Genomic DNA, 7007 nt, shown 5'->3' with positions numbered 1-7007 from the left:
TCATAACCTAAAATTAATTGTTTTTTGCTAATAACTTTAGGGTTATAAAATGTCCGGTTTTTGGGGAGACTTACAAATTAATCTTTCTAATTTGAAGACAGGAAGCTATCTTGTTAGCATCATTCTAGAAAACGGAGCAACTGAAGTTTCAAAAATCATTAAAAAATAAATCTTTTTAAATTATATCATCATAAAAACGGCTTTCTATAAAGTCGTTTTTATTTTGAAACTTCTTCCCAAAATAAATGGTGCAAATCTGTTTATTAAATAAATTGGAATATACATTAGTAATAGTGTTGACAGACTGATAACTAGGTTATATAGTATTTGCTGTGCATTGGATAAAGGTTCAATACCAAGATAATCCGCTATTTTGAATAAAAACATATTTGAATATGTATGTAATGCTAAAATAATAATAGCATTTTGGGACATATACTTTATCCATTTTACTTTTCCGTTAGCCTTCATTAGCCAATTAATGAATGTCATAATCAAAAAAATAAATAGAAAACTATTCACTAATTCCAAAGTATATGTAATAATGCTAGACGGTGAAGTAAAGATGTAAAACGAAATTAATATCGAAATGATTATACTTAATAATATTGCGATGTATTTTGTATGATTACTACTAGTTATGAAGTTAATGATATCCTTACTAAATGTCGAAGAAATGCCGTAAAATAGTATGCCTATAAAAACTCGATCTAAAGAGTATGGGTAATTATCTAGATTAATAAAATAGGGTATAATTGATAGACCATATAATAGTATGACTTTAATGTTTGATGGTAAATTTTTAAATATTAAGAAGTACAAACATTGTATTATATATAAGCAAGGTATAAACCACATTACAATGTTAAACGACATCGGTTTGCCTAGTGCGTATTCTATAATTGGTTTGTAAAAAACAGCGTCAGAACTATCTTCAGTTTTTCCAATAACTAACCAATAAATATAGAAAATTATAAAAAACCAAAAATAAGGAATTAGCAATTGCTTAGCTCTTCGTGATGCAAAATTTTTAAAAGATATATTTTTTTTAAAACTAAATAATAGTCCAGATAAAAAGAAAAACATAGGCATTCTTATCATACTCAAAGTTCTATTTAAAAAATCGCCAAAATGTATTTCAGTGTGAAATAAGACAACTAAAAAAATACTTAGTAGTTTTGCGGCGTCTATCCAATTGTAGTTCTCTTTTTGAGATTGCTCCATTCTTCCTCAGTGTTTCATTTTTACTTTCTGCCGTTTAGATACCCAGTTTTATTATTTGCGAATATAACAAAAAAACCTCACCGATTTCGATGAGGTTTTTATGATAATTCTATCTGAACCGTTAGTAGTCTAAATCAGCTAAGGCCCTGCCGTTACATATTTCTTCTGTACTTTCCGCCAACCTCAAAAAGTGCGTTGGTAATTTGACCAAGAGAACAATATTTCACGGCATCCATCATCACTTCGAATAAGTTTTGTTGGTTTATTGCTGCGTGCTGAAGTGTTTTAAGCGCTTCTGCGGATTTGTCATTGTTGGCATTTTGGAAATTGTGCAAATTCTCGATTTGAGCTTGCTTTTCCTCCTCTGTCGAACGTATAACCTCACCTGGACGAACCGTCGGTGAGCCATTTTTTCCTAGGAAGGTATTCACACCGATAATTGGATATTCACCAGTATGTTTTAACCATTCGTAATGCATGGATTCTTCTTGAATTTTCGAACGTTGGTACATCGTTTCCATCGCACCAAGAACGCCACCTCTTTCTGTAATTCTGTCGAATTCTGCATAAACCGCTTCTTCAACCAAATCCGTCAATTCTTCAATAATAAAAGAACCTTGAAGTGGATTTTCGTTTTTCGCCAAACCTAATTCTTTGTTAATAATCAACTGAATCGCCATCGCACGTCGTACAGATTCTTCCGTTGGTGTCGTAATCGCCTCGTCGTACGCATTGGTATGAAGCGAGTTACAGTTATCATAAATTGCATACAAAGCTTGAAGCGTCGTTCTGATGTCGTTAAAATCAATTTCTTGCGCGTGAAGCGAACGACCCGAAGTTTGGATGTGGTATTTCAACATCTGAGAACGCTCGTCAGCACCGTATTTAAACTTCATCGCTTTTGCCCAAAGTCTTCTTGCCACACGACCAATCACCGAATATTCTGGGTCGATACCGTTTGAGAAGAAGAATGAAAGATTTGGAGCAAAATCGTTGATATCCATTCCACGAGACAAATAATATTCAACATACGTGAAACCATTTGCCAACGTAAATGCCAACTGTGAAATAGGATTTGCGCCCGCTTCCGCAATGTGATAACCAGAAATTGAAACCGAGTAGAAGTTTCTGACTTTATTTTCAATGAAATATTCTTGAACGTCGCCCATTAATCTCAACGCAAATTCGGTTGAGAAAATACATGTATTTTGAGCTTGGTCTTCTTTTAAAATATCTGCTTGAACCGTTCCACGAACTGTTGCGATTGTTTCGGCTTTAATTTTAGCATAAACATCTGCAGGAACCACTTCGTCACCTGTTAAACCTAACAATTTCAGTCCAAGACCGTTGTTAGAAGGTGGTAATTCGCCGTTATATTTTGGACGTTTTAGACCTTTAGTATCGAATTTTGCTTTTAAAGCTTCTTCAATTTTACCTTCAAGACCATTTTCTTCTAAATACTTCTCCACATTTTGGTCGATGGCAGCATTCATGAAGAACGCTAAAATCATTGGAGCAGGACCATTAATAGTCATGGAAACCGACGTCAAAGCATTAATTAAATCAAATCCTGAATACAATTTTTTAGCATCATCCAAAGTCGCAATAGAAACGCCGGCGTTACCAATTTTACCATAAATATCTGGCGGTAAAGCAGGATCTTGACCATAAAGCGTCACCGAGTCAAACGCTGTTGACAAACGTTTTGCAGGCATTTCCGCAGAAACATAGTGGAAACGTCTATTAGTTCTTTCGGGACCACCTTCACCCGCGAACATTCTCGTTGGATCTTCGCCCGTTCTTTTGAAAGGGTAAATTCCCGCGGTGTAAGGGAAACTTCCTGGAAGGTTTTCTTGACCTTTCCAAGCAATTAAATCGCCCCAATCGTGGTATTTTGGAAGTGCAATTTTCGGGATTTTAAGATGTGATAAAGACTCTGTTGAAGTTTCAACCTTAATTTCTTTTCCTCTAACGAAATATGAATAAAACTCCTCGTGAAAAGCCTTTTTAGTATCGTCCCAAGTTTTTAAGAAGTCAATATTTTCTTGGTGAAGTTCTTTTTCAGCTTTTACATACTCAGCATCTAAAACTTCATTTTGAATTAAATTTTTAACCGCATCAATGTGGTACATTGTACGAGCCAAATCGGCTTGTTTCAAAACAGATTCGTCGTATTGTTTGTTGTTTTCTACAATTTCAGAAAGATAACGAACTCTTTTCCCAGGAATAATCGTGGTATCGCTCGTAATTTCTTGTTCTAAAAACTCTTGAAGATTAGTTGAACTAAATTTTTCGTTTACTTTTTTAACCAACGTATTGAACAGTTCTGTGGTTCCGTGATCGTTGAACTGCGAAGCTTTTGTTGCATAAACTGGCATTTCATCCAACTGACTTTCCCAAAGCAAATGGTTTCTTTGGAATTGTTTTCTCACCGCTTGCAAGGCATCTAAAGCACCACGTTTATCGGATTTGTTCAAAGAGATTAAATCGGCGTAATCCAGCATGTCGATTTTTTCCAATTGCGTTGAAGCTCCATATTCAGGCGTCATCACATACATCGAAACATCGGCAATATCCGATACCTCCGAGCCAGATTGACCAATTCCTGAAGTTTCCAAAATAATAATATCTGGATGAGCTAGTTTTAAAACGTTCAAAGCCGTGTGAACGAAAGGCGAAACCGAAACGTTGTTCTCACGCGTCGCCATCGAACGCATAAATACGCGTGGATCGTTGATGGAATTCATGCGAATTCTGTCGCCCAAAAGTGCTCCACCTGTTTTCTTTTTAGAAGGGTCGATGGAAATAATGGCGATTTTTTTATCTGGATTCGAACGTAAAAAACGGCGCACCAATTCGTCTGTTAATGAAGACTTACCAGCGCCACCTGTCCCTGTGATTCCGACAATAGGAATATTTAGATCTTTGGCTTTATCGTTGATTGCTGCAACCAATTCTGGTTTTTCTTCAGAGAAATTTTCAACCGCAGAGATAATTTGCGCCAACTTCGCTGAATCTTCAAACTTTAAATCTTCAACATCAGCAGCTGTGATTTTTTCACCTGTTGCGAAGTCTGATCTTTTCACCAAATCATCAATCATACCTTGTAAACCAAGTTCGCGACCGTCATCTGGCGAGTAGATTCTGTCCACTCCGTAATCCATTAAATCCTTAATTTCTTCAGGCAAAATAACGCCGCCACCGCCACCAAAAATTTTTATTTGCGGCGCGTTTTTCTCTCTCAAAAGATCATAAATGTATTTGAAATATTCGTTGTGGCCGCCTTGGTAAGACGTTAAAGCGATTGCGTTGGCATCTTCTTGGATTGCCGTGTTTACCACTTCCTCCGCAGATTTGTCGTGTCCTAGGTGGATCACTTCACATCCCGAACCTTGGATCACACGACGCATAATATTAATGGCAGCATCGTGCCCATCGAAAAGCGCCGCCGCAGTTACAATTCTAACCTTATGGTTAGGAGTATATTTTTGGTTTTCCATATTCAATTTAGTAACCTTCAAATATAATGAATTCGACTCATTTATTCAAAGCATAAAAAATCCTGAAGATATTGTTAAAGTTGTAAACTTTCTTTTAAGAATCGTTGTTTATTCACTATTTTTATCACCCAAAAAATAAATTATGAAAAAGTTATTACTCTCGGCTTTTTTTGCCGTTAGTTTCAGTATTTCTGTATTTGGACAAGAGATTACCTACTTCGATGAAGATTGGCAGCCCACTAAGAAGGAAAATATGAGCTACTATCGTGAAGCTTATAAACAAGGTCAAGAAACTTTAATCAAAGATTTTTACAAAAACGGAACCTTACAAATGGAAGGTACGGCTATTGATGCAACGCCTGGATCTGAGGTTTATAACGGGAAAGTGACTTGGTATTATCCAGATGGAAAGCCGCAAAGTATTGCTGAATTTAAAAATGGAGATATTTCGGGTATATCTAAAGATTATGATACCAAAGGTCGTGTGACGCAAGATATTGTCTTTAGTGAAGAAGGTAAAATGACAGGTAAGGTTTATAGCTATAGTGATAAAGAATTGGAGACCGAATATAATACTGTGACCGAATATAAAAATGGTGATGTTGTGTATTATCGTGTTTTCCTGAGTGAAGACAATCCAATGGGTTATGAGTCTTTTTATAAAGATGGTATAGAGTCCGAAACAAAATTTTATGGTCCGAAAGCTAAGTTAATTGGTACTCGAAAAATGGATGGTGATTATAAAATAAAAGGTATTGATGTCTCGTTTGCCTACAATCCTTTCAGAATTAGCCGTGTTGATCACTATGATAAAAATGGTGAGATAAAATCTTACGAAACCTATTATGTAACTGGCGAAAAAGCACAACAATATTCTAAAAAGAATAAAGAAGCCAGTAAGATTACTTTTAATAAAGAGGGAAAACAGATTGCAAAAATTAATTATAAAACTAATCCTGACTTAAGCTATTTGATGGAGTATTCGGGAGAAGATTATACGTTTGGTTATGATAATGATGCTGTTGCGACAATTAGCGTTTATGACAATTTTAAAGCCAAAAATGTCAAAAATTTTGATGAAGCAGGAAAATTAAAAGATGAAACGGTCTATGACGAGGATATGATCAAAGAAGTTATTTATTATAATCCTGACCAAAGTGTTAGATCAAAATTAATCTACGTTGACGGAAGTGCTAGCGATGGCGAAATGTATGATAACAATGTGACATCCAAATACGAAAAAGGAATTATGGTGTATTCTAAAGCGACTTATCCAGAGACGGGAAATACAGCTTACGAGTCTAAATACGATCCTGTTTTGAAAACATTTAATACCAATGTTTATGACGAAAACAAAAATTTAACCTATAGTTATAAGCGTTTTGAAGGCTCTTATAATTTTAGTGGAGAAGTTACGCAGTATAAAAATGGTAAACAGATTTCTAAAGCCACTGTTAATGAAGGATTGCTAGTCCATGGCAAATTGAGATATAAAGACTATTATGGAGAAATCGAACAAGAGATAAAGGATAAGTGGTTGTATACGAGAAAATATACCGAGAAAGGCTTGATGTTTTCGGAGTCAAAAGAGCTTTTAAAAATCGAAGATGACGAATATTACCAACCAACTTCTTATATTTACGAAGAATTTTTGTTAGGTCGAAATTAGATGAAGCGAGCAGTTATATATTTAGTCGTAGGAACATTGTTGAGTTTCTTATTTCAGTATTTTTTATCGGGAACAGGCTTGCCAAAAGTTGATTTGTATTATGCATTTGCTTTTGGATTGGGTTGGGGAATGGCATATTATGTTGATCGCCCAGATTGGGAACTTCCTAAAAAAATGGGATTTTCGTTAATAGGCGTTGTCTTGTTGGTAGCGATTGGTTTTGCGTTTTTCAATTTTGAAATTGCGATTCCTTCTATTATCAGATTCTCGACGGTTTTTGTCGCTTATTACTTAATAGCAAGTTTCCGAGACAGCAAGTCATTACGACAATAGGATTTAATTTTAATCATATTTAAAAAAGAAAGCGCTTCAAAATAAATTGAGGCGCTTTTTTGTTTATTAAATATTGAATTAATGCATCATGATAAAACTAACAAGTCCAACTGCCACCACTAAAAAGGAGAAAGCAAAAGCATTTAATAAAAATATAAACCATCCTATCAATATGCTAATAATGCCATGCGATTTGTAAACGCGATTGTAAGTCTCCCCAAAAACCGGACATTTTATAACCCTAAAGTTATTAGCAAAAAACAATTAATTTTAGGTTATGA

The 7007-nt window shown here is 35.1% G+C and carries 5 protein-coding genes; 3 read left to right on the top strand and 2 right to left on the bottom strand.

Going from position 1 to position 7007, the window contains the following annotated elements; translation table 11 throughout:
• Nucleotides 1-49 precede the first annotated feature (49 nt).
• On the top strand, nt 50-169 hold the full coding sequence (locus AC23MB_RS14015) for a T9SS type A sorting domain-containing protein (RefSeq protein ID WP_487787603.1): 120 nt from the start codon (nt 50-52) through the stop codon (nt 167-169).
• 35 nt (nt 170-204) lie between these two features.
• On the opposite strand, the gene AC23MB_RS14010 is transcribed toward AC23MB_RS14015, so the two are convergent.
• Nucleotides 205-1224 (bottom strand): acyltransferase family protein, encoded by a 1020-nt coding sequence (locus tag AC23MB_RS14010; protein WP_312323435.1) that lies wholly within the window; start codon nt 1222-1224, stop codon nt 205-207.
• Between the two features lie 152 nt (nt 1225-1376).
• Nucleotides 1377-4724 carry a methylmalonyl-CoA mutase family protein gene (locus tag AC23MB_RS14005; protein ID WP_487787602.1) on the bottom strand — a complete coding sequence of 1116 codons (3348 nt, stop codon included), beginning with the start codon at nt 4722-4724 and terminating at the stop codon, nt 1377-1379.
• Nucleotides 4725-4866: 142 nt separating this feature from the next.
• On the opposite strand from AC23MB_RS14005, the gene AC23MB_RS14000 reads away from it, so the two are divergent.
• Nucleotides 4867-6393 carry a toxin-antitoxin system YwqK family antitoxin gene (locus tag AC23MB_RS14000; RefSeq protein WP_374330893.1) on the top strand — a complete coding sequence of 509 codons (1527 nt, stop codon included), beginning with the start codon at nt 4867-4869 and terminating at the stop codon, nt 6391-6393.
• The gene (locus AC23MB_RS13995; protein ID WP_313029345.1) at nt 6394-6726 is read left to right on the top strand and encodes a hypothetical protein; all 333 of its coding nucleotides are present in this window, start codon (nt 6394-6396) and stop codon (nt 6724-6726) included.
• Nucleotides 6727-7007 lie beyond the last annotated feature (281 nt).

The sequence above is a fragment of the Soonwooa sp. T0.1_25 genome (assembly GCF_057652215.1).
Note: the sequence above shows the minus strand (reverse complement) of the source record. Positions and strands in the feature narration are given on the sequence as shown.

Bases quoted from the DNA above. Each gene is read 5' to 3' on its own strand.
- AC23MB_RS14015 (WP_487787603.1), top strand. From the start codon at position 50: ATGTCCGGTTTTTGGGGAGACTTACAAATTAATCTTTCTAATTTGAAG.
- AC23MB_RS14010 (WP_312323435.1), bottom strand. From the start codon at position 1,224: ATGGAGCAATCTCAAAAAGAGAACTACAATTGGATAGACGCCGCAAAA.
- AC23MB_RS14005 (WP_487787602.1), bottom strand. From the start codon at position 4,724: ATGGAAAACCAAAAATATACTCCTAACCATAAGGTTAGAATTGTAACT.
- AC23MB_RS14000 (WP_374330893.1), top strand. From the start codon at position 4,867: ATGAAAAAGTTATTACTCTCGGCTTTTTTTGCCGTTAGTTTCAGTATT.
- AC23MB_RS13995 (WP_313029345.1), top strand. From the start codon at position 6,394: ATGAAGCGAGCAGTTATATATTTAGTCGTAGGAACATTGTTGAGTTTC.